This window comes from Pseudomonas rhizozeae, from assembly GCF_031583775.1.
Classification (GTDB): Bacteria; Pseudomonadota; Gammaproteobacteria; order Pseudomonadales; family Pseudomonadaceae; genus Aquipseudomonas.
Genome location: NZ_JAVLSB010000021.1, coordinates 74,144 through 92,834 on the forward strand (window position 1 = coordinate 74,144; position 18,691 = coordinate 92,834).

General features: G+C 59.3%; 17 protein-coding genes and 1 pseudogene. 5 read left to right on the top strand and 13 right to left on the bottom strand.

Going from position 1 to position 18,691, the window contains the following annotated elements; all coding sequences use genetic code 11:
* The first annotated feature begins 6 nt into the window (after positions 1-6).
* Both RG836_RS04595 and yccS read left to right on the top strand, forming a co-directional pair.
* Positions 7-1,185 carry a BaiN/RdsA family NAD(P)/FAD-dependent oxidoreductase gene (locus tag RG836_RS04595; protein WP_310843572.1) on the top strand — a complete coding sequence of 393 codons (1,179 nt, stop codon included), beginning with the start codon at positions 7-9 and terminating at the stop codon, positions 1,183-1,185.
* A 243-nt stretch (positions 1,186-1,428) separates the two neighbouring features.
* A complete protein-coding gene (gene yccS / locus RG836_RS04600; RefSeq protein WP_310843574.1) occupies positions 1,429-3,612 on the top strand; it encodes a YccS family putative transporter in 2,184 nt (727 codons plus the stop codon).
* A gap of 38 nt (positions 3,613-3,650) precedes the next feature.
* Here the strand turns inward: yccS and RG836_RS04605 are convergent, their stop codons facing one another.
* Complete coding sequence (locus RG836_RS04605; RefSeq protein ID WP_310843575.1) at positions 3,651-4,388, bottom strand: substrate-binding periplasmic protein; 738 nt, start codon at positions 4,386-4,388, stop codon at positions 3,651-3,653.
* A 265-nt stretch (positions 4,389-4,653) separates the two neighbouring features.
* Between RG836_RS04605 and RG836_RS04610 the strand changes: the two genes are divergently transcribed.
* The gene (locus RG836_RS04610) at positions 4,654-5,106 is read left to right on the top strand and encodes a GNAT family N-acetyltransferase (RefSeq protein WP_310843576.1); all 453 of its coding nucleotides are present in this window, start codon (positions 4,654-4,656) and stop codon (positions 5,104-5,106) included.
* 8 nt (positions 5,107-5,114) lie between these two features.
* Here the strand turns inward: RG836_RS04610 and RG836_RS04615 are convergent, their stop codons facing one another.
* Genes RG836_RS04615 through RG836_RS04625 form a run of 3 tightly spaced genes read right to left on the bottom strand, consistent with a single transcriptional unit; the run spans position 5,115 to position 8,103 of the window.
* On the bottom strand, positions 5,115-5,411 hold the full coding sequence (locus RG836_RS04615) for a winged helix-turn-helix domain-containing protein (protein ID WP_310843578.1): 297 nt from the start codon (positions 5,409-5,411) through the stop codon (positions 5,115-5,117).
* A 13-nt stretch (positions 5,412-5,424) separates the two neighbouring features.
* Positions 5,425-5,931 (bottom strand): M48 metallopeptidase family protein, encoded by a 507-nt coding sequence (locus RG836_RS04620; protein WP_310843580.1) that lies wholly within the window; start codon positions 5,929-5,931, stop codon positions 5,425-5,427.
* 48 nt (positions 5,932-5,979) lie between these two features.
* Positions 5,980-8,103, bottom strand: coding sequence for a putative bifunctional diguanylate cyclase/phosphodiesterase (locus tag RG836_RS04625; RefSeq protein WP_310843582.1), 2,124 nt, complete (start codon positions 8,101-8,103; stop codon positions 5,980-5,982).
* 327 nt (positions 8,104-8,430) lie between these two features.
* Here RG836_RS04625 and RG836_RS04630 point away from each other — a divergent pair, with 327 nt between their 5' ends.
* Positions 8,431-9,099 (top strand): polysaccharide lyase family 7 protein, encoded by a 669-nt coding sequence (locus RG836_RS04630; protein ID WP_310843584.1) that lies wholly within the window; start codon positions 8,431-8,433, stop codon positions 9,097-9,099.
* Positions 9,100-9,418: 319 nt separating this feature from the next.
* Here RG836_RS04630 and RG836_RS04635 read toward each other — a convergent pair whose 3' ends face one another.
* Complete coding sequence (locus RG836_RS04635; RefSeq protein WP_310843585.1) at positions 9,419-9,907, bottom strand: hypothetical protein; 489 nt, start codon at positions 9,905-9,907, stop codon at positions 9,419-9,421.
* A 682-nt stretch (positions 9,908-10,589) separates the two neighbouring features.
* On the opposite strand from RG836_RS04635, the gene RG836_RS04640 reads away from it, so the two are divergent.
* Entirely contained in the window at positions 10,590-10,874 is a 285-nt protein-coding gene (locus RG836_RS04640; protein ID WP_310843586.1) for a fructose-bisphosphate aldolase, read from the top strand.
* 67 nt (positions 10,875-10,941) lie between these two features.
* Here the strand turns inward: RG836_RS04640 and RG836_RS04645 are convergent.
* From RG836_RS04645 to tkt, 8 genes and pseudogenes are all read right to left on the bottom strand, one after another.
* Positions 10,942-11,310 (bottom strand): annotated as a pseudogene (locus tag RG836_RS04645) (class II fructose-bisphosphate aldolase); the annotation flags it as partial.
* 47 nt (positions 11,311-11,357) lie between these two features.
* Positions 11,358-11,759, bottom strand: a complete 402-nt coding sequence (locus RG836_RS04650; RefSeq protein ID WP_310843588.1) for a hypothetical protein — start codon at positions 11,757-11,759, stop codon at positions 11,358-11,360.
* A 371-nt stretch (positions 11,760-12,130) separates the two neighbouring features.
* Entirely contained in the window at positions 12,131-13,195 is a 1,065-nt protein-coding gene (gene fba, locus RG836_RS04655) for a class II fructose-bisphosphate aldolase (protein WP_008081027.1), read from the bottom strand.
* 190 nt (positions 13,196-13,385) lie between these two features.
* Positions 13,386-13,718 (bottom strand): MliC family protein, encoded by a 333-nt coding sequence (locus RG836_RS04660; RefSeq protein ID WP_310843590.1) that lies wholly within the window; start codon positions 13,716-13,718, stop codon positions 13,386-13,388.
* A gap of 57 nt (positions 13,719-13,775) precedes the next feature.
* Positions 13,776-14,000: a hypothetical protein gene (locus tag RG836_RS04665; protein WP_310843591.1), complete on the bottom strand. Its 225-nt coding sequence runs from the start codon at positions 13,998-14,000 to the stop codon at positions 13,776-13,778.
* Positions 14,001-14,030: 30 nt separating this feature from the next.
* Entirely contained in the window at positions 14,031-15,194 is a 1,164-nt protein-coding gene (locus RG836_RS04670; RefSeq protein ID WP_310843593.1) for a phosphoglycerate kinase, read from the bottom strand.
* Between the two features lie 16 nt (positions 15,195-15,210).
* The gene (gene epd / locus RG836_RS04675; RefSeq protein ID WP_310843594.1) at positions 15,211-16,275 is read right to left on the bottom strand and encodes an erythrose-4-phosphate dehydrogenase; all 1,065 of its coding nucleotides are present in this window, start codon (positions 16,273-16,275) and stop codon (positions 15,211-15,213) included.
* Between the two features lie 177 nt (positions 16,276-16,452).
* Positions 16,453-18,450: a transketolase gene (gene tkt, locus RG836_RS04680; RefSeq protein WP_310843595.1), complete on the bottom strand. Its 1,998-nt coding sequence runs from the start codon at positions 18,448-18,450 to the stop codon at positions 16,453-16,455.
* Positions 18,451-18,691 lie beyond the last annotated feature (241 nt).

The following is an 18,691-nucleotide window of genomic DNA, read 5'->3' on the forward strand; positions in this document are numbered from 1 at the left end:
ACCGTTTTGCGCTCTACCGAAGTCGTGATCATTGGCGCTGGCGCCGCAGGGTTGATGTGCGCGCTGACTGCGGCGGGGCGCGGGCGTCAGGTGCTGTTGCTGGACCACGCCAACAAGGCTGGCAAGAAAATCCTCATGTCCGGCGGCGGTCGCTGCAATTTCACCAACATGTACACCGAACCGAGCAATTTCCTCTCGCATAACGCGCATTTCTGCAAATCCGCGCTGGCGCGCTACACCCAGTGGGACTTCATCGGCCTGGTCGGCAAGCATGGCGTGCCGTACCACGAGAAAAAACTCGGGCAGTTGTTCTGCGATAACAAATCCAGCGACATCCTCGAAATGCTGCTCAACGAGTGCGACCAGGCCGGCGTCAGCCTGCACCTCGACACGGCGGTCCAGACCATCGAGAAAGTCGACAGCGGTTATCTGCTCGACACCACGCTCGGTCAGGTCACCTGCCAGTCATTGGTGATCGCCACCGGCGGTTTGTCCATTCCGACCCTTGGCGCTACCGGTTTTGGCTATCAAGTGGCCAGGCAGTTCGGCCACGAGTTGCTGCCGACCCGCGCCGGCCTGGTGCCGTTCACCATTACCGATCAGCTCAAGGAACTGTGCACCGAGCTGTCCGGCACTTCGGTGGATTGCCTGGTCAGCTGCAACGACCAGAGCTTCCGCGAGAACATCCTGTTCACCCATCGCGGCCTCAGCGGCCCGGCGATTTTGCAGATCTCGTCGTTCTGGGAATCCGGCGACCCGGTGGAAATCAACCTGCTGCCGGACCACGACGTGCCAGCCTGGCTGCAACAGCAGCAAGCCGAACGCCCGAACAGCGAACTGAAAACCCTGCTGGGCGAGCTGTTCACCAAGAAGATGGCCAACCTGCTGGCGGACAACTGGTTCGTCTCCAAACCGATGAAGCAGTACACCCACGCCGAGCTGGCGGCGATTGCCGAGAAACTGGCGAACTGGACCGTCGTCCCCGCCGGCACCGAAGGCTACCGCACCGCCGAAGTGACCCTCGGTGGCGTCGATACCCGGGAAGTGTCGTCCAAGACCATGGAATCGCTGAAGAGCCCCGGTCTGTACTTCATCGGCGAAGTGCTGGACGTGACCGGGCATCTGGGTGGCTTCAACTTCCAGTGGGCGTGGGCGTCGGGGTATGCCGCTGCGCAGTACGTCTGAGCCAATTACCTGTGGGAGCTGGCTTGCCAGCGATAGCGGTGTGACAGTCAACAAAGATGCCGCATGTGCCCTCCCCATCGCTGGCAAGCCAGCTCCCACATGTTGACTGGCCAGCCTGAAGACTTTGCGGCAGGCATGCAGTATCAAGGAACACATTTTGCTGTCAGATGTGATCGGCGCCATTGCGTCGTCGTCATAACTGCCTCAATTTAGCGGCATCGCCCCGGAAGGCCTTCGCACCTCATGCCATCGACCCCGTTCAGTCAGTCACTGCGCCGCCTCTGGGCGCTGGATAAATTCAGCTACAGCGTACGGGTGTTCATCGCCCTGACCGGCACCATGGCCCTGTGTTGGTACAAGGATGAGATGGGCCTGTTGATCCCGCTCTTCCTGGGGATTATTGCCAGCGCCCTGGCCGAGACCGACGACAGTTGGCAGGGCCGCCTCAACGCCCTGGCCGTGACCCTGGTGTGTTTCAGCGTCGCCGCGCTGTCGGTGGAATTGCTGTTCCCCTACCCCATCATTTTCAGCATTGCCCTGGCGTTGGCGGCGTTTGGCCTGACCATGCTCGGCGCCTTGGGCGAGCGCTACGGCGCCATCGCCTCGGCGACTTTGATTCTGTCGGTGTACACCATGATCGGCGTCGACCAGCGCGGCGGCGCGGTCACCGATTTCTGGCATGAGCCGATGCTGCTGGTGGCCGGCGCGGCGTGGTACGGCTTGCTGTCGGTGCTGTGGCAGGCGCTGTTTTCCAACCAACCGGTGCAGCAAAGCCTGGCGCGGTTGTTCCGCGAATTGGGGCTGTACCTGAAGCTGAAATCCTCGCTGTTCGAGCCGATCCGGCAGATGGATGTCGAAGCCCGACGCCTGGAATTGGCCCAGCAGAACGGCCGGGTGGTGGCGGCGCTGAACGCGGCCAAGGAAATCATCCTGCACCGGGTCGGCAACGGTCGCCCGGGCTCGAAGGTCAGTCGCTACCTCAAGCTGTACTTCCTCGCCCAGGACATCCACGAGCGCGCCAGCTCCTCGCACTACCCCTACAACGCTCTGTCCGACGCGTTCTTTCACAGCGACGTGCTGTTCCGTTGTCAGCGCCTGCTACGGCAACAGGGCAAGGCGTGCCGCGCATTGGCCGAGTCGATCCAGTTGCGCCAGCCGTTCGTCTACGACGACAGTTTTGCCGAAGCCCTCGGCGACCTGCACGCCTCGCTGGAACACTTGCGCATCCAGAGCAACCCGGCCTGGCGCGGCCTGCTGCGTTCGTTGCGCGCGCTGGCAGCCAACCTCGGCACCCTCGACCGTTTGCTCAGCGATGCCAGTAATCCGGATGCCTTGGCCGACGCCACCGACAGCAGCCTGCTCGACCGCTCGCCGCGTAACTTCAAGGACGTCTGGGTGCGCCTGCGCACGCAACTGACGCCGACCTCGTTGCTGTTCCGCCATGCACTGCGCTTGCCCCTGGCATTGAGCGTCGGCTACGCGATGGTGCATTTGATTCACCCGTCGCAAGGCTATTGGATCATCCTCACCACGCTGTTCGTCTGCCAGCCGAACTACGGCGCCACCCGGCGCAAACTCGGCCAGCGGATCATCGGCACCGCCATCGGCCTGACCCTGGCCTGGGCGCTGTTTGACCTGTTCCCCAATCCGCTGGTGCAGTCGTGCTTCGCGATTGCCGCCGGGGTGGTGTTCTTTACTAACCGTACCACCCGCTACACCTTGGCCACGGCGGCGATCACGCTGATGGTGCTGTTCTGTTTCAACCAGGTAGGCGATGGCTACGGGATGTTCCTGCCACGGCTGTTCGATACCTTGCTCGGCAGCCTGATCGCCGGCCTGGCGGTGTTCCTGTTCCTGCCGGACTGGCAGGGCCGGCGCCTGAACAAAGTGCTGGCCAATACCTTGTCGTGCAACAGCATTTACTTGCGCCAGATCATGCAGCAATACGCCGCCGGCAAGAGCGACGACCTGGCTTATCGCCTCGCCCGGCGCAACGCCCACAACGCCGATGCCGCGCTGTCGACCACTCTGGCGAACATGCTGATGGAGCCGGGGCATTTCCGCAAAGAAGCGGACGTGGGTTTCCGCTTTCTGGTGCTGTCGCACACCTTGCTCAGTTACCTCTCAGGCCTCGGCGCCCACCGTGACACCCAACTGCCGGCGGATGTGCGCGAGCATTTGATCGACGGCGCCGGAGTGAAACTCGCCGCGAGCATCGATGAAATCGCCCAAGGCCTGCTGACCAAGCAGCCGATCGCGATCCAGAGTGATGAAGAAGAAACATTGGCGGCGGACCTGGAACAAATGCCGGATGAAATCGATGAAGGTCAGCGTCTGGTGCAGACGCAACTCGGGCTCATCTGCCGCCAGCTCGGACCGTTGCGGACCCTGGCAGCGCACCTGATCAAGGAGACCAGCGAGGGTTGAATCTTGCAGCTTGGCGCTTGTCGCTCGAAGCGGCTCCGCTACATCCCATGCTGCTTCATCAACCGCGCGTAGCTGCCATCGGCCTTCATCTCTGCAATCACCCGGTCAAACCCGGCGACGATTTTCTGGTGCTCCGGGTTTTTCAGGCTGACCAGGATGTGCAGGCTGTTCTCGCTCAAGGCCTTGGGCAGGAATTCCACCGAATTACGCACCTTCGCCGACTCGCGAGCCAGGTAATGGCGGGCGACGTATTCATCTTCCAGCGTCAGCTTTACCCGATCCGCCGCGAGCATGCGCACCGCCATGGCGAAGTTGTGCACCGGAATTTTCTGCAGCGCCACGTCATTGTCGAACTCCGGCGAATAGGCATAGCCGCGAATCACCGCAATCGGGTAGGTGTGCAGTTGCTGCAGGTTGTTGAATTCGATGGGCGCGTCTTTGCGCTTGAGGAAGCGCACGCGGTTGAGCAGATACTCGCCGGAGAACTGGCCGATGAGGGTGCGCTCGTCGTTGTACCAGGCGTTGATCAGCACGTCGTAGCGCCCTTCGCCAATCCCCAGCAAAGCCCTGGCCCAAGGCACTTGCTCGAATTCGCTGGCGTACCCGGCACGCGTCAGCGCAGTACTGACGATATCCGTGGCCAAGCCGCCATTGAGCAACGTAGCGTCGGTAAACGGCGGCCACGCGTCGGCCACCAGCCGCAGCTTTTGCGCAAGCACTCCCTGACTCAGCAACAGCAAGCCAACCAACGCGCAGGCTCGATGCAATCGCGGCATGCCAAAAATCCTTAGCGGGCAGCCTGCCCGGTGTATTTTTCAGCTGATCCTCTGAGGCCCCTTACCGGCGCACCCCGGTCCCTAACAGTAGTTCATGGAAACCTTGGCAACGTGCTATTCGCCAGATTACACAAAGACGGCCCGGTGGCGAGAAATGAATGATGGCATTTTGGTCTTTATCACAGTTTTTCGTGCCACGTCGCGCCCATGACAATCGCCCGATGGGCGCTTAGTATCCCAATCAGGTTTTTCAGGGATTTGCCGCATGACAATTGAATGGGTCTGTAAACATCACCACGACCTCAGCAAGGAACAGCTGTACGCCGTGCTCAAGCTTCGCGCCGAGGTGTTCGTGGTCGAGCAGCAGTGCGTCTACCAAGACGTCGATGGCCAGGATCTGGCGGGCGACAACCATCATTTGATGGCGTGGGACGGCGAACGCCTGGTGGCTTACCTGCGTCTGCTCGATCCGCCATCCCAGGGCGGCGACGTGGTCATCGGCCGCGTGGTCACCGCGCCCGAAGCCCGTGGCACCGGGCTCGGCCATCAGATGCTCGACCGGGCGTTGAAGCACGCGCAGCAGATCTGGCCGCAAGTGCCGATCTACCTGTCAGCCCAGGCGCATTTGCAGGGCTATTACGGGCGGTACGGATTTGTGGTGGCGGGCGAGGAATACCTGGAGGATGACATTCCGCATATCGGCATGCGCCGGTCCTGAACCCGACCTCAGGGATAGTCCAGCACTGTTTTGATCTGCCGCAAGTTGCGCTCGATCCAGCCGCGATCGATCGCGCCCCATTCGCGAATGCAGTAGCGCCCGGCGTGGTTGCGCGCTCCAGCCTCCTGCTCAAACTCGCAAACAATGTCCAGGTCGGCGAGCGCGGCGATGGTGTCCTGGGCGGTGCGTCGCGGCATGCCGGTGAGTTCGGTCAGCGCCGGGACGCTGGCAGCCAAACCGCTATCGATCAGGTAAGCCACGTACAAACGGCGATAAAAGCTGCTTTTGGTCTTGCTCACGTCCATCGCTCAGTCCTTGTCATGCGTCGGTTTTGCCCTGCAGATCGCGGTAGGTCAGGTAGACCCGCAGGTCGAACTCCAATTGGTGGTAACCCGGCAACATGTGCTCGCAGAGTTTGTAAAACGCCTTGTTGTGGTCAGATTCCTTGAAGTGCGCCAGTTCGTGCACCACGATCATTTGCAGGAACTGCGGCGCCGCCTCCTTGAACAACGAGGCGATACGGATTTCCTTCTTGGCCTTGAGTTTGCCGCCCTGCACCCGCGACACCGTGGTGTGCAGGCCAAGGGCACGGTGGGTCAGGTCGAGGCGGTTGTCGAACAGCACCTTGTCGATGGCCGGCGCGTTGCGCAGGTATTCCTGCTTCAGATCGAGAGCGAAGGTGTACAGCGCCTTGTCGCTCTGGATTGCGTGGCGATCCGGATAACGCTGGCTCAGGTACTCGGCCAGGCGACCCTGGTCGATCAGTTGGCGCACCTGATCCTGCAAGGTCGCGGGGTAGGCCTGGAGGTACTTCAACGCAGTCATGGGGCGCACGGTGTCGGTCACGGGAAGGGTCGCCAGTGTAGCGAAAAATCAGGCGTCCAATGCGCCCCAGTCGAACGGCTGGGCGAAGTCCTCGGCGTCTTCGGCCATCAGCGGCCGCGCCACCAAGAAGCCTTGCACATAACCGCAGCCGTGCTCGCGCAACCACTGATACTGCGCCAGGGTTTCCACGCCTTCGGCAATCACCAGCAAACCGAACTCCTTGCACAGCGCGATCACGCTGCGCGCCAGGATCGCGTCCCGGGGCGAATCGAGCAGCCGGGCGATCAGATGCCGGTCGAGCTTGAGCGTGTCCAGCTCCAAGTCGCGCAGATGCGCCAGCGAGCAGGCACCGGAGCCGAAGTCGTCCAGCGCCACCCGCACCCCCAGATTGCGCAGCAGGCGCAGTTGCTTGCGGGTTTCATCGGGGTTGTTCATCAAGGCGTCTTCGGTCACCTCGACTTCCAATTGATGCGGTTGCAAGCCGTGGCGCTCCAGCACCTGGCGCAATTCAGTGGCCAGGTTGGGCAGGCCGAATTGCGTGCTGCTCAGGCTCACGCCCAGCACCAGGTCTTCGGCGAACAGCGTTTCCCAGGCTTTGCGCTGGCCGGCGCCGCGATGATAAATCCAGCTGCCCAAACGGCTGATCAACCGCGCTTCCTCAAGCAGCGGCAGGAACAGCCCCGGCGGCACATCGCCGACGCTGGGATGCTGCCAGCGCAATAACGCCTCGAAGCCGCGAATCCGACCATCGATGATCGACACCTGAGGCTGATACACCAGATTGAAATCGCGGTTCTCGATCGCCGTGCGCACGCTTTCTTCGAGCATCAAGCGCGAGCGGGCGCGGCCGTTCATTTCGTGATCGTAGAAGCGATATTGCTGGCGCCCGGCGCGCTTGGCCTCGTACATGGCGATGTCGGCGGCGCGCATCAAGCCATCCAGGTTGGAGCCGCAATCGGGGAACGTCGCGATGCCGATGCTGGCGCCCAGCGCCACGTCCAGACCGTCGATTTGCTGACAGATCGACACCCGTTCGATAAGTCTCTCCGCAATCTTCGCCGCTTGCTCGGGGAATTCCAGATCCAGCAGCGCGGTGAATTCATCACCGCCCATGCGCGCCAAAATGTCGAACGGCTTCAGGCAGGCTTTCAATTGCTCGGAAACCCAGCGCAGCACGCGGTCACCCGCGTCGTGACCAAGTGAATCATTGACCCGCTTGAAGCCGTCGAGGTCGAGGTACAGAAGCACCCACGCGCGGTCGGTGCGTTCGCCGCGCAGCAGCAGGGTTTCCACGGTCTGGTAGAAGCCGCGGCGGTTGAGCAGACCGGTCAGCGGGTCGGTGACCGCCTGGAATTCCAGCTGTTGATGCAGGTGGCGCACCACCGACATGTCGAGCACAGTCACCACCATGGCTTTCTGTTCGCTCGGCAACGGCGCACAGGACAAAGCCACCGGCACTTGCTGGCCGGGCGCGGTGCGCAGCAGCGCATCGTGCAGGCGCAAGGTTTCGCCACGCCGGTAACCGGCCAGGAACTCACTCTCGGCCCACAGCGGCACATGGGGTTTCTGCAGGTAATCGAGGAATTCGGTGTCCTGCAGCTCGGTCACCGTGGCATTGAGCAAGCGCGACATCGCCGGGTTGGCGAAACGAATCATTCCGCCCTCGTCCACTACCAGGATGCCCTCGGCGGCGTTATCCAGCACCGAAGCGTTGAAGGCGCGGGCGGCTTCCAGGTCAAGACTCAAGCGCTGCAAGGCCCGGCGATTGCGCTGGTGCTCCAGCAACGCCTGGACCTTGGGTTTGAGGATTTGCGGATCGAAGGGTTTGAACAGGTAATCCACCGCGCCGCTGGCATAGCCCTTGATCACGGCGTCCTGGGACTGCTCGTTGGCGGTGAGGAAAATAATCGGCGTGAGCCGCGTGCGTTGGCTGCCGCGCATCAGCCGCGCGACTTCGAAACCGTCCATGCCGGGCATCTGCACATCCAGCAACACCAGATCGACATCGTGCTGCAGCAATAGGCTCAGCGCCTCGAAACCTGAGGCGGCGGTAATCACCTGCCAGTCCTGGCGTTGCAGCAACGCGCGCATGCTGATCAGGTTTTCAGGATAGTCATCAACGATTAAAAGGACGGAGCTGCCGTCAACTGGCGTGATTTGCGCGCATTCCATGCTGCTTCTCGTATCGGGGCGTCGTGTCGGATTCAGGTCAAAAAACCGGACAAGTACTGTGCCCTCACTCTAGACCCGGATCCGTGAAAGCAGAAGCTGTCATCAAGCCATCACGCTGTCAATCCGGTCGGCAACCGACTAACGGTCACCTCTACAGCCCCCCGAAACCGCCGGAGATGGCCTTTTAACAGAACTTTGACGCCAGTCACTTGTCGTGGCCAGCATTAACAAACGGTCCCGCCGCGTTTATAAAGGCCGCCCCCGATGCACGGCCCAGAGGATTCTGGCCCGTGCATGCAGCTGAGATACGTGGAAAACCATTTAACTATGATTGATCTGGCAACCTGGAACCTGAGCGTTCCTGTCGGCAGCCCTCCGGCGACCATCGACACCCCCAAACTGGTCAAGGGCTTCAAGGATCAGTACTTCCACTCCAACACTGGCACGCTGTTCTTCTGGGCCCCGGTGACCGGTTCCCGCACCGAGAACGCCATCTACCCGCGCAGCGAATTGCGCGAGACCTTCAGCAACGGCACCCTGCGCAACTGGTACTACCCGGACGCCGACAACTCCCTGCGCGCGACCCTCACGGTGAATCAAGTGCCCAGTTCCGGGAAAATCGTCATCGGCCAGATTCATGCCTACAACAGTCAGAAGCCGCTGGTGAAAGTCGAATACCAATACAAAACCAAAACCGCCAACGGCAACATCGTCGCCAAAGTGCGCATGCGCCCCGATGACGACGAGGGCCGAGTAATCACCATCGCCACCGGGATCAAGCTCGACCGCGAGTTCTCCTACCTCATCCACCTCAGCCCCGGCGGCGCTTTGGGCATCAGCGCGGCAGGGTATCAGTGGGACACCAAAATCAGCGCCACCTGGCGGGATAAACCGCTGTACTTCAAGGCTGGGGTGTATGTGCAAGACAACAGCGGGTACAAGAGCGAGGGTGGGAAAGTGACGTTCAGAAAGCTGGATATTGATCACGACAAATAAGCTGCGGGCTTTGGTTTTTGTGGGGCCCTGGCCACAGGGTGCAGCACTTCCGATAAACCGATAGGAAAACAGCTTTTGTGGTGAGGGGGCTTGCCCCCGCTGGACTGCGAAGCGGCCCCAAGCCAGCGCACTCGGTTTCCTCAGACACACCGCAGCGCCTGGTTTTGCGGCGGCTGCGCCACCGAGCGGGAGCAAGCTCGCTCACCACAGAAAAAGGTCAACAAATCGACATAAATCTGTCCCCCTTTCATCCCACAAGTAAAAAATCCAACGCATGAAAACCGTTCCCAAGTGCTTCTGATCCACTCGTCCTTCCCAGTCAAATGTCCCCTTCATCAGCAAAGTTGAATTCAAACTCGCCATCCGTAACGGCAAAACCTTCCTCCCGCTCCTCTTTATAGATATTGAACCTGCCTTTGTATGAGTCCAGACCTATGCTGGTAACCAAAAGAGCCCCCGATTTCGGCTGCCATCTCCTCCCAAACTGACTATCCACGATGATTGTTGTGTGCTCCCGCACTTTCTCATCCGAAAAATCATACCGAGCAATACTAAGCGGTTTTTTGAAGTGGAACATAACGGTGGAGTTATAAGTATTCCCAGTGTCGTCAGGAGCCTCTTGATCAGAGTGCACATACATAAAATCAGCATCTGATTCAGGATTACACCCCCCCCGCAAGTAACTCGCCTCATAGTCCCCGCCGTGGGGATATGAGATATCGCCACGAAATTTCCCAATTACCGAACCAGAGCGCAACCCGAGCTCTGCCACCGACGCCTGTACGGAATCAACTTTTTTCGATGTCATTTTTCTTCACCTATTTAATAAAAAAAGCAAACACACTAAAAGCAGTAAGAGGTGGATAGTTTATTCATGCATCCTCCTTATCCATAACCGTAATCGAGTTCCCCCCATAACGCACCTGTAAGAAATAACAGATCGCAATACAATCTCGCGATAACAGCTTTGCGGGTTATGACACATAGCCTCACAACGCACACATCGGTGGTTTAGGACCAGGTCACTTCCGATAAACCTGTAGGAACACGCCTTTTGTGGTGAGGGGGCTTGCCCCCGTTGGGCAGCGAAGCGGCCCCAAGCCAGAGCACTCGGTTTCCTCAGACACACACAGCGCCCGGTTTTGCGGCGGCTGCGCCGCCGAGCGGGAGCAAGCTCCCTCGCCACGGGGGTGCTGCACTTTCCTACAGTGCGGTTGCAGCCCTTCAAGCCGCCGCTTATAGTTCGCCCCGTCGCCGACAGCAGTGGGCGATAGGGTTTCGCAGCCCTACAGCGCGTTAGAACCAAGCACCATAGCAACGATGGTCGCCTCGGCGCCCGTAGTACGTTTTATGGTGGCTGTGTGTGGGAGACCTTCGGGTCTGCCGGGTTTTTCTCGTGCCTCGGTCTGCGAACCCGCACACAGCTACCACCCATTCGTTTCGCAGCGAACGGCTGTAGCTTTTCTTCATATCCACGAGAAGATCTACCTATGACTACGAACGACCGCTTCACCCCAGGCAGCCACCTCGCCAGCGACACTCCAATCCTGCACATCGACAGCAACGCCCCGCTCGCCGACCTCCACGCCTGCGTCAGCGAACGCCTGAACGCGGTGCTCAAATACCTTAACCTGATGGCCTGCACCAGCCTGCCGGACTACGCCGAGCATGACGTCAATACCGTCACCAACATCGCGCGGATCATGGTTCAAGATGTGAGTGATGTATTCAGGGTGATTGAACAGCGCGGGTTCGATCTCCCGATTGAACGCTGAAATTCGTCACCCATAAAAAAACCCGCCTCTCGGCGGGTTTTTTATCAGTGCAGTGTCACGCCCAGGCTTAGTTGACCTTGGCGTTCAACTCACCTTTCAAGTAACGCTGATACATCGCTTCCAGCGAGATCAGTTTGATCTTCGAAGCATTACCGGCGGTGCCGAAGGCTTCATAGCGGGCGATGCAGACATCACGCATGGCGGTGACAGTGGCGCCGAAGAATTTACGCGGGTCGAATTCGCTCGGGTTGGTGGCCATCAGGCGACGCATCGTACCGGTGGACGCCAGGCGCAGGTCGGTGTCGATGTTGACCTTGCGCACGCCGTGCTTGATGCCTTCGACGATTTCTTCAACCGGCACGCCGTAGGTTTCTTTGATGTCGCCGATGTATTGGTTGATGATTAGAAATGGATCAGAAAAGGGAACAGAATTATTTATGCGATTAAAAGATGCCCCTTTTTCTGCATGGCGTCAGATCAGCATCAGCTACTCACGCTGTAAAAAGAGAATGTTCCATCTGCTGAAAAGACCCCTTCCTCAAAGAGTTTAAATTCTCCCTCGAAATATGGCGTACCCCTTGATAAAAGAAACGTACCGCTAGCACTTTTATCACCTTCAATACTATCAATCTCCAAATGAGCTTTAACGGAGTCATCTTCGTCTAACGTATAAATTTTTCCAACCTCAAGGCCCACTTTAAACGTAAGGCTCAGATAATATTCATGCCCACCCAACTCTCTCTGCTTTGGATTAATAAAAAATAACCCTTCACGACGAGAAAAAATCTTCTCATTACGAAGCTCCAACTCGGAACTACCATATTCTGGATGTTTAAATTGGACATTCAGACTACCAGCAATTTCAGCGCCATTTTCAGTTTCCATTTTTTTCATCCCATAAGTGATTGAGAAGGAGGCGGATTTATTTATACTGCCTCCTTGCTCCCAACCGTAATCAAATTAACCCCACAAAACACCTGTAAGAAATAACAGTTCACAATACAATTTCGCGATAACAGATCAGTAGGTTATTACATACAATCTCGCAACGCTCCCATCAGGCACGATTTTTTAAACACTCCGCTACGCTTAACAAACATACATGGAAGTAGGTGGCAATATGCCTAAAACAGTACGCATCGTATCGCCCAACTATCAGTTAAAAAGGGAAAGATATATTTAACTCCCTTTTTATTACCCCAATAAAAAACCCGCCTCTCGGCGGGTTTTTTATCAGTGCAGTGTCACGCCCAGGCTTAGTTGACCTTGGCGTTCAACTCACCTTTCAAGTAACGCTGATACATCGCTTCCAGCGAGATCGGTTTGATCTTCGAAGCATTACCGGCGGTGCCGAAAGCTTCATAGCGGGCGATGCAGACATCACGCATGGCGGTGACAGTGGCGCCGAAGAATTTACGCGGGTCGAATTCGCTCGGGTTGGTGGCCATCAGGCGACGCATCGCACCGGTGGACGCCAGGCGCAGGTCGGTGTCGATGTTGACCTTGCGCACGCCGTGCTTGATGCCTTCGACGATTTCTTCAACCGGCACGCCGTAGGTTTCTTTGATGTCGCCGCCGTACTGGTTGATGATCGCCAGCCACTCTTGCGGAACCGAAGACGAACCGTGCATCACCAGGTGGGTGTTAGGGATGCGCTTGTGGATTTCCTTGATGCGGTCGATGGCCAGCACGTCGCCAGTCGGTGGCTTGGTGAATTTGTAGGCGCCGTGGCTGGTGCCGATGGCGATGGCCAGGGCGTCGACCTGGGTGCGCTTGACGAAGTCAGCGGCCTCTTCCGGGTCGGTCAGCATTTGGCTGTGGTCCAGAACGCCTTCGGCGCCGATGCCATCTTCTTCACCGGCCATACCGGTTTCCAGGGAACCCAGGCAGCCCAGTTCGCCTTCTACCGAAACGCCGCAAGCATGCGCCATGGCCACGGTTTGCTGGGTGACACGCACGTTGTAATCGTAATCGGTCGGGGTCTTGCCGTCTTCGCCGAGGGAGCCGTCCATCATGACCGAGCTGAAGCCCAGCTGGATCGAGCGCTGGCACACGTCAGGGCTGGTGCCGTGATCCTGGTGCATGCACACCGGGATATGCGGGAACTCTTCGATCGCGGCCAGGATGAGGTGACGCAGGAACGGTGCGCCAGCGTATTTGCGAGCACCGGCCGAAGCCTGGACGATCACCGGGGAGTCAGTCTTGTCAGCGGCTTCCATGATGGCGCGCATCTGCTCAAGGTTGTTGACGTTGAAGGCTGGAACGCCGTAGCCGAACTCGGCTGCGTGGTCCAACATCTGGCGCATGCTGATAAGTGCCATTGTGTGTGTCTCTCCCGGTTGAGGGTCGTTAATCGTGCCAGCCTGCCGGAGCGGCGGCGGCTATTCAAGTGATTGCGGATCGGGGTCGGGCCCGGTCTGCGGTATTCGGTGCTGCAAAAACCTGTGTCGCTGAAACCCTGTGGCGAGGGGGCTTGCCACTCACCACAAAAGCTCAACTGCAGTATTGCAATTACTGCGCCTTGCACCCACGCCCAATCAAGTCATTGGTGGCGACCCAATACACCAGGCCTTCCTCGCCTTTGACATGGAACGCCAGCATGTTGTCGCTGTACAACGAACCTTCGGCACCCGGCTCAAGCTTCAGGCGGTAGACCTGGTCGCTGCCGCCGAGGCGCACATCGACCTGCTGGCGGCTGTCGTCCGCGTAGCGCCACAGCACTTTGGCCTGGCTGTCGCAGGTCCAAGTGGTCCATTGATCCGCCGGGGCCGATGACTTGAACAAATCCATGTTGGCGCAACCGGCCAGCAGAGCCAGCGCAGCCACGGCGATAAAGCCTTTCATCGAGCATCCTCGGCTGCCGGCACACGCCGCCAGCCCTGAGTTATTGAGTCAGACCCGTCAAGGGCAGCCATGTTCCTTGGTCGGCCCTTGCGTCTCGTATTTGTCCAGGCCATCGGGGCCCGAGCGCTTGTTCAGCACCGGGTTGGTTTCCGCCTGCCAATCGGCCTGGTAGCAACCCTTGTCCGGCGCTGCGGGCGGCGCGGGTTCCGGCTTGGCTTTCGGGTTACTCCCGCAAGCCGCCAGCACACCCGCGACGATCAGCAGCGGTAGCTTCTTGACCATCTGAACACTCCTTTGCCGGGTCAATGCAGGTTAGGCCTTGGCCCGACTTTCCAGGACTTCGACCGCAGGCAGCACCTTGCCCTCGACGAACTCGAGGAACGCACCGCCGCCGGTGGAAATGTAGGAAATTTGCTCGGCCACGCCATATTTATCGATGGCCGCCAGTGTGTCGCCGCCGCCGGCAATCGAAAATGCCGAGCTGTCGGCAATCGCCTGGGCCAATACTTTGGTGCCGTTGCCGAACTGGTCGAATTCAAACACGCCGACTGGGCCGTTCCACAGAATGGTTTTCGATGATTTCAGCAGTTCGGCGAAGTTGGCCGCGGTTTGCGGGCCAATATCCAGAATCATGTCATCGGCAGCCACGTCGGCGATCAGTTTGACGGTCGCTTCGGCGGTTTCGGCGAATTCTTTCGCAACCACCACGTCCACTGGTAACGGCACGCTGACTTTGGCCGCGATGGCGCGGGCGGTGTCCAGCAGGTCCGGCTCGTACAACGATTTGCCGACCGGGTGACCGGCGGCGGCGAGGAAGGTGTTGGCAATGCCGCCGCCGACGATCAACTGGTTGCAGATCTGGCTGAGGCTGTTGAGCACGTCGAGTTTAGTCGACACTTTCGAGCCAGCAACGATCGCCGCCATCGGTTGGGCGGGCGAGCCCAGCGCTTTACCCAATGCATCGAGTTCAGCGGCGAGCAACGGGCCGGCGGCGGCGACTTTGGCGAACTTGGCCACGCCGTGGGTCGAGCCCTCGGCACGGTGAGCGGTGCCGAACGCGTCCATCACGAACACATCGCACAGCGCCGCGTATTGCTTGGCGAGGTCATCAGCGTTCTTTTTCTCGCCTTTGTTGAAGCGTACGTTTTCGAACAACACGATGTCGCCGGCCTTGACGTCGACGCCGCCCAGGTAGTCGGCCACCAGCGGCACGTTGCGGCCCAAGGCCTTGCTCAGATAATCAGCGACAGGCTTGAGGCTGTTTTCGGCGGAAAATTCGCCTTCGGTCGGGCGACCAAGGTGCGAGCACACCATCACGGCCGCGCCTTTTTCCAGGGCCAGCTTGATGGTCGGCAGCGAGGCCAGGATGCGCGCGTCGCTGGTGACCACACCGTCCTTCACAGGGACGTTGAGGTCTTCACGGATCAATACGCGCTTACCTTGCAGATCGAGGTCGGTCATCTTCAACACGGTCATGGGTCGCAATTCCTGTTTACTGATTGTTAGGCACAGAGAGCGGAGCAGCGGCTTGCAGGTAGTGCTCGGCCACGTCCAGCATTCGGTTGGCAAAGCCCCATTCGTTGTCGAACCAGGCCAGGATGTTCACCAGCCGTGGGCCGGAAACGCGGGTCTGGCTGGCATCGACGATCGCCGAATGAGGGTCATGATTGAAATCACAGCTAGCGTGCGGCAACTCGGTGTAAGCCAACAGGCCTTTGAGCGGGCCGCTGGTGGCGGCGTCGCGCAGAATCCGGTTGACCTCGGTCGCGTCGGTATCGCTCACGGTCTGCATCGTGATGTCGAGGCAGGACACGTTAACCGTCGGCACCCGCACGGCTTTGGCCTGAATGCGCCCGGCAAGTTCCGGCAGCAGACGTTCGATGCCCCGCGCCAGACCGGTGGACACCGGGATCACCGACTGAAACGCCGAACGGGTGCGGCGCAGGTCTTCGTGATGGTAGGCGTCGATCACCGGTTGGTCGTTCATCGCTGAGTGAATGGTGGTGATCGACACGTATTCCAGACCAATGGCCTGATCCAGCAGGCGCAACAGCGGCACGCCGCAGTTGGTGGTGCAAGAAGCGTTGGATACCAGCAGTTCATCACCGGTCAGGCAATCCTGGTTCACACCGTAAACGATGGTGGCGTCGACATCCGCCTCGCTGGCCATCGGCTGCGAGAACAAAACGCGCGGCGCACCGGCATTGAGAAAACGCTGGCCGTCTTCACGGGTGTGGTAAGCGCCGGAGCACTCCAGCACCAAGTCGACGTCCAGGGACGCCCAATCGATGCCTTCGGGGGTAGCGCTGCGCAGGACCTTCACGCAGTCGCCATTAATATGCAGACAGTCGCCTTCAACCCGCACTTCACCGGGAAAACGTCCGTGGGTGGAGTCGAAGCGTGTCAGGTATTCGATGCTGGCCATATCGGCCAGGTCGTTGATCGCCACAATTTCAAACCCGGCCGCCGCGCCTCGTTCAAACAAAGCACGCAAGACGCAACGACCAATCCGGCCGTAGCCGTTGAGTGCAACTTTGTAGGGACGCGGTTGGGGCATGGGGTTCTCGATAGTACGCGGGCAGACGCAATGCTTGTTGCAACACATCCCTTGTGGGAGCTGGCTTGCCAGCGATAGGGCCATCCACTTCAGCACACAGGCTGACTGAACGGACGCCATCGCTGGCGAGCCAGCTCCCACAGGGAATAGCGGTGACCGTCAGATCACCGTATTGCCTTAGTCTTCCAGCAACTCTTCAGCCTGACCCAGGATGTTTTCCAGGGTGAAACCGAACTCTTCGAACAAGGCCGACGCCGGTGCGGACTCGCCATAGGTGGTCATGCCGATGACGCGGCCTTCCAGGCCCACGTATTTGTACCAGTAGTCGGCGTGAGCGGCTTCGATGGCGATTCGCGCGCTGACTTGCAACGGCAATACCGATTGCTTGTAGCCGGCGTCCTGGGCATCGAACACGCTGGTGCATGGCATCGACACCACGCGCACGTTGCGGCCCTGCGCGGTCAGCTTGTCGTAAGCCTGTACCGCCAGGCCCACTTCCGAACCGGTGGAGATCAGGATCAGTTCCGGCTCACCGATGCAGTCCTTGAGCACGTAGCCGCCACGGGTGATGGCGTCCAGTTGCTCGGCGTCACGGGTTTGGTGCTGCAGGTTCTGCCGCGAGAAGATCAGCGCCGAAGGACCGTCGTTACGCTCCAGGGCGTATTTCCACGCCACTGCCGATTCCACGGCATCCGCCGGACGCCAGGTGTCGAGGTTCGGCGTGCAACGCAGGCTGGCCAATTGCTCGACCGGCTGGTGCGTCGGGCCGTCTTCGCCCAGACCGATGGAGTCATGGGTGAACACATAGATGATGCGTTTCTTCATCAGCGACGACATGCGCACGGCGTTGCGGGCGTATTCCATGAACATCAGGAAGGTCGCGCCGTAAGGCACCAGGCCGCCGTGCAGGGCAACGCCGTTCATGATTGCGCTCATGCCGAACTCGCGAACGCCGTAGTACATGTAGTTGCCGCTGGCGTCTTCGGCGGTCACGCCTTTGCAGCCTTTCCACAGGGTCAGGTTAGAGCCGGCCAGGTCAGCGGAGCCGCCCAGCAGTTCCGGCAGCAACGGGCCAAAAGCGTTCAGTGCGTTCTGGCTGGCCTTACGGCTGGCGATGGTTTCGCCTTTGGCCGCGACTTCCGCGATGTAGGCCGAGGCTTTTTCGGCGAAGTCGGCCGGCAGCTCACCGCTGAGGCGACGCACCAATTCATTGGCCAGTTCCGGGAATTCGGCGGAGTAAGCGGCAAAGCGCTGGTCCCACTCGGCTTCGGCCGCCAGGCCAGCTTCCTTGGCATCCCACTCGGCATAGATGTCGGCCGGGATTTCGAACGGACCGTGCGTCCATTTCAAGGCTTCGCGGGTCAGGGCGATTTCCGCGTCACCCAATGGGGCGCCGTGGCAATCTTCCTTGCCTTGCTTGTTCGGCGAACCGAAACCGATGGTGGTCTTGCAGCAGATCAGGGTCGGCTGCTCGCTTTTGCGCGCGGTTTCGATGGCGGTCTTGATTTCTTCTGGGTCGTGACCGTCGACGTTGCGGATCACTTGCCAGTTGTAGGCTTCGAAACGCTTCGGCGTGTCATCGGTGAACCAGCCCTCGACTTCGCCATCGATGGAGATGCCGTTGTCATCGTAGAAGGCAATCAGTTTGCCCAGGCCCAAAGTACCCGCCAGCGAGCTGACTTCGTGGGAAATGCCTTCCATCATGCAGCCATCACCCAGGAACACGTAGGTGTGGTGATCGACTACGTTGTGGCCAGGACGGTTGAACTGCGCTGCCAGGACTTTTTCCGCCAGGGCGAAGCCTACGGCGTTGGCCAGGCCTTGGCCCAATGGGCCGGTGGTGGTTTCGACGCCAGGGGTGTAGCCGTATTCCGGGTGGCCCGGGGTGCGGCTGTGCAATTGGCGGAAGTTTTTCAGGTCATCGATCGACAGGTCGTAGCCGGTCAGGTGCAGCAGCGAGTAAATCAACATCGAGCCGTGCCCGTTGGACAGCACAAAGCGGTCACGGTCGGCGAAGGATGGATTGCTCGGGTTGTGCTTCAGGTAGTCACGCCAAAGTACTTCGGCGATATCCGCCATACCCATAGGGGCACCGGGATGGCCGCTGTTGGCTTTTTGCACGGCATCCATGCTGAGGGCACGAATGGCGTTGGCACGCTCACGACGGCTGGGCATCGCTGATCTCCTGGGGTTTGAATAATCAATACGGAAAAAAGGCGAGCATTTTCCCTCACAGGCCTGCTCGCGGCAATGACAGATAGTCATCTGACGGCGTTTTTCCAATGGATAACAGCGTAAACGACTGATGAATCCTTTCCGCTGTTGGTTTGTTGACTAAAGCTAACCCTGAGAAGTGCCATCTATCGAGCAATATCAAAACTTTTTGATATTGGCCTTGCAGGGATTTCGACGCGTC